The following is a 2156-nucleotide window of genomic DNA, read 5'->3' as shown; positions in this document are numbered from 1 at the left end:
CTTACTACCGCGTCAAACTGGTACTGTCCCAAATTAAGGGGAAGCGCGTTCACCTGGTTTTCTACCGCCCTGATATCCGATTCAAAGAAAGCGTCGGCCCGGGCCTCGGTGATAACATCACCCGGTTTTACGCCGGTCGTGTGACCGTAACCGATCGTACATACTCCCGCGGCACATACATACGCTTTCAGGCGTAACCCCTCGAATTTCTTGATCTTGTTTTTTGTTCTTGTTGTCGTTCTCATTTCTTGTTACGTTTTTGGTGTAAATACTCAAACTTACATTTATACAGATAAAGCAATACATCCCAAAAGGGTGTATCGTCCACCTCCTTCTTATTGCCGAACACGCCAGAAGCCGCCACTTCAAAGACTATCCCGGTCCAGCCGGTTTTATCGTCCGCCTTCCGGTCCTCGGATGCCAGCTTCTGAAACAATATCCGAAAGTCGATAGCTTCACCACCGATATAAACCGGTCCGGAAAGAACCATTTCCCAAACGGCGGAAAAGAAATTTACCGCATGAATGGCAAGCAAGGAAGGAACGGCCGGTGTCTTCTCCGGGTCCTTATACCGGTAAAGCTTTAACGTGATATCCTGGAAGATTTCATTTATAGCCGAATCGTCTTTTTCTGCCGCCGCCTGCTTGCTTTGCTGCAACAAATCCAGGCAATCACAAAAGTTACCGAAAGTAAGACCGTTCAGCATGTCACCGACGCCATGCCAGCCCCCGAAATCCTGCATCAAGTTACGACCGGTTTTCAGAATGGGCGTAACGATCCGCTCGCCCTCCTTACTGGTTGTATAAGAGAAAAAGCCGTCCAGCTTTTCCAGTTGACCGTCCAGCTCCCGGATGATCTCACGCCGGTACATGGTGTAATCCGCTTTCATGCCCAGAAGGAAAGAAAGCCATTTTACGCGGAACTGTCCGGGGCTGATCGTACCTCGGTTCATCAGTACCGACAATATAAGAAACTGTCGGTACTGCTCACTGCTGACTTCATCCAGGCAGGAAGGAACCTCCGCCGTCTTACTATTATATGTAAACTTCTCCATGTCCGGACATTAAAAAGTTATTCCCTTAGATTGTACGGTAACGCCCGGTACATAGTAATCCACCGTTTCCGACTGCGCATCCAGTTCCCTGATGATATCCTGTAATACATCCAGGTAAGCCGCCGCGTCCTGCTCCAGACTGTTAGCAACCGATTGCCGGGCCTCTTTTTCCGCCCGCAATTTATCCCGTATGGTTGTGCTCTGCTGTACCTGTACGATTCCATTGGGTAGAACTTCCACCGGTAAACGTTCAACGGCCTTTTTTATGGTGAGAAGTGCAAGCGGGCGGCGTACATACTCCAGCAATTTCTCCGTTAAAACGGTATCGCCTTCAATCAGTTTATTATAACGGTTCCGGGTGATAACAGGTATTATTTGCCCGTCCTGGACTTCCCGGATCATAGGAATAAGCACCAGGAAAAGCCGGTGACTGCCGATATTATAATATTCATCGAACGTTTCCTTATTCTGGATTAGAAGCCGGTTTATAGCCTTTTTCTTAATGCCGTTCATCCAGAAATCAAACTTTTCGCGATCCAGTAGCTCCACCAACGCGTCTACGGCTTCATAAGCCAGGTTCCGGATATTCTCTTCATCCTTGAACTCCTGTAAGGCAGTCATGCCCGTTTCATTCTCTCCAAGATGTTTGCCACGTCCGGCCGTTCCGTGTTGTGCGTCCAAAGTGGGAATAACCTTTAACCAGGTAAACATCGCCACCGCCTGCTGCATCAGCCGTAAAGTTTCCGCCATGCCGTCCGATTCCGTGCCGTCCGCATGATCTTCACGGTAATACTTATCTACCGCGTCTATGGGTTCCGTTCCGATGATAGCCTGTAAATCCCGAATACCCAGCGGTAAGATAGGTTCCCACTTGGTAAAATCAAGATCATTATCGATCAATCCCAGAACACGGACTATTTCACCGGCACCGTCACCGCCTTTATTAAATAACTTCGTCATTTGCTCGGTCTCTTTTTAGTGTATATGGTTTCCAATTATCAAAATCCTTTGTGAAATTGTTTATTTCATCGTAGAACTCCTTATAAAAGCGGGCCAGCCCGGTATCTATCGTTATACAGGTCTGTTCCGTGCGCGGATTGGT

3 protein-coding genes are annotated in these 2156 nt (G+C 48.1%); all 3 read right to left on the bottom strand.

All coding sequences use genetic code 11. From position 1 onward, the window contains the following. Positions 1-245 (bottom strand): lysozyme (locus tag NSB03_RS20425; protein WP_257466624.1); only part of this gene is annotated, 245 nt, incomplete at its 3' end. Next, on the bottom strand, positions 242-1054 hold the full coding sequence (locus tag NSB03_RS20420; protein WP_024988708.1) for a hypothetical protein: 813 nt from the start codon (positions 1052-1054) through the stop codon (positions 242-244). The genes NSB03_RS20425 and NSB03_RS20420, both read right to left, overlap by 4 nt. 9 nt (positions 1055-1063) lie before the next feature. Beyond that, positions 1064-2014, bottom strand: coding sequence for a DUF6712 family protein (locus tag NSB03_RS20415; RefSeq protein WP_024988707.1), 951 nt, complete (start codon positions 2012-2014; stop codon positions 1064-1066). Between the last annotated feature and the right edge of the window lie 142 nt (positions 2015-2156).

Source organism: Bacteroides acidifaciens, from assembly GCF_024623065.1.
Lineage (GTDB): Bacteria > Bacteroidota > Bacteroidia > Bacteroidales > Bacteroidaceae > Bacteroides > Bacteroides acidifaciens.
The sequence above is the reverse complement of the archived record's forward strand: the minus strand, read 5'-3'. Positions and strand labels throughout refer to the sequence as shown.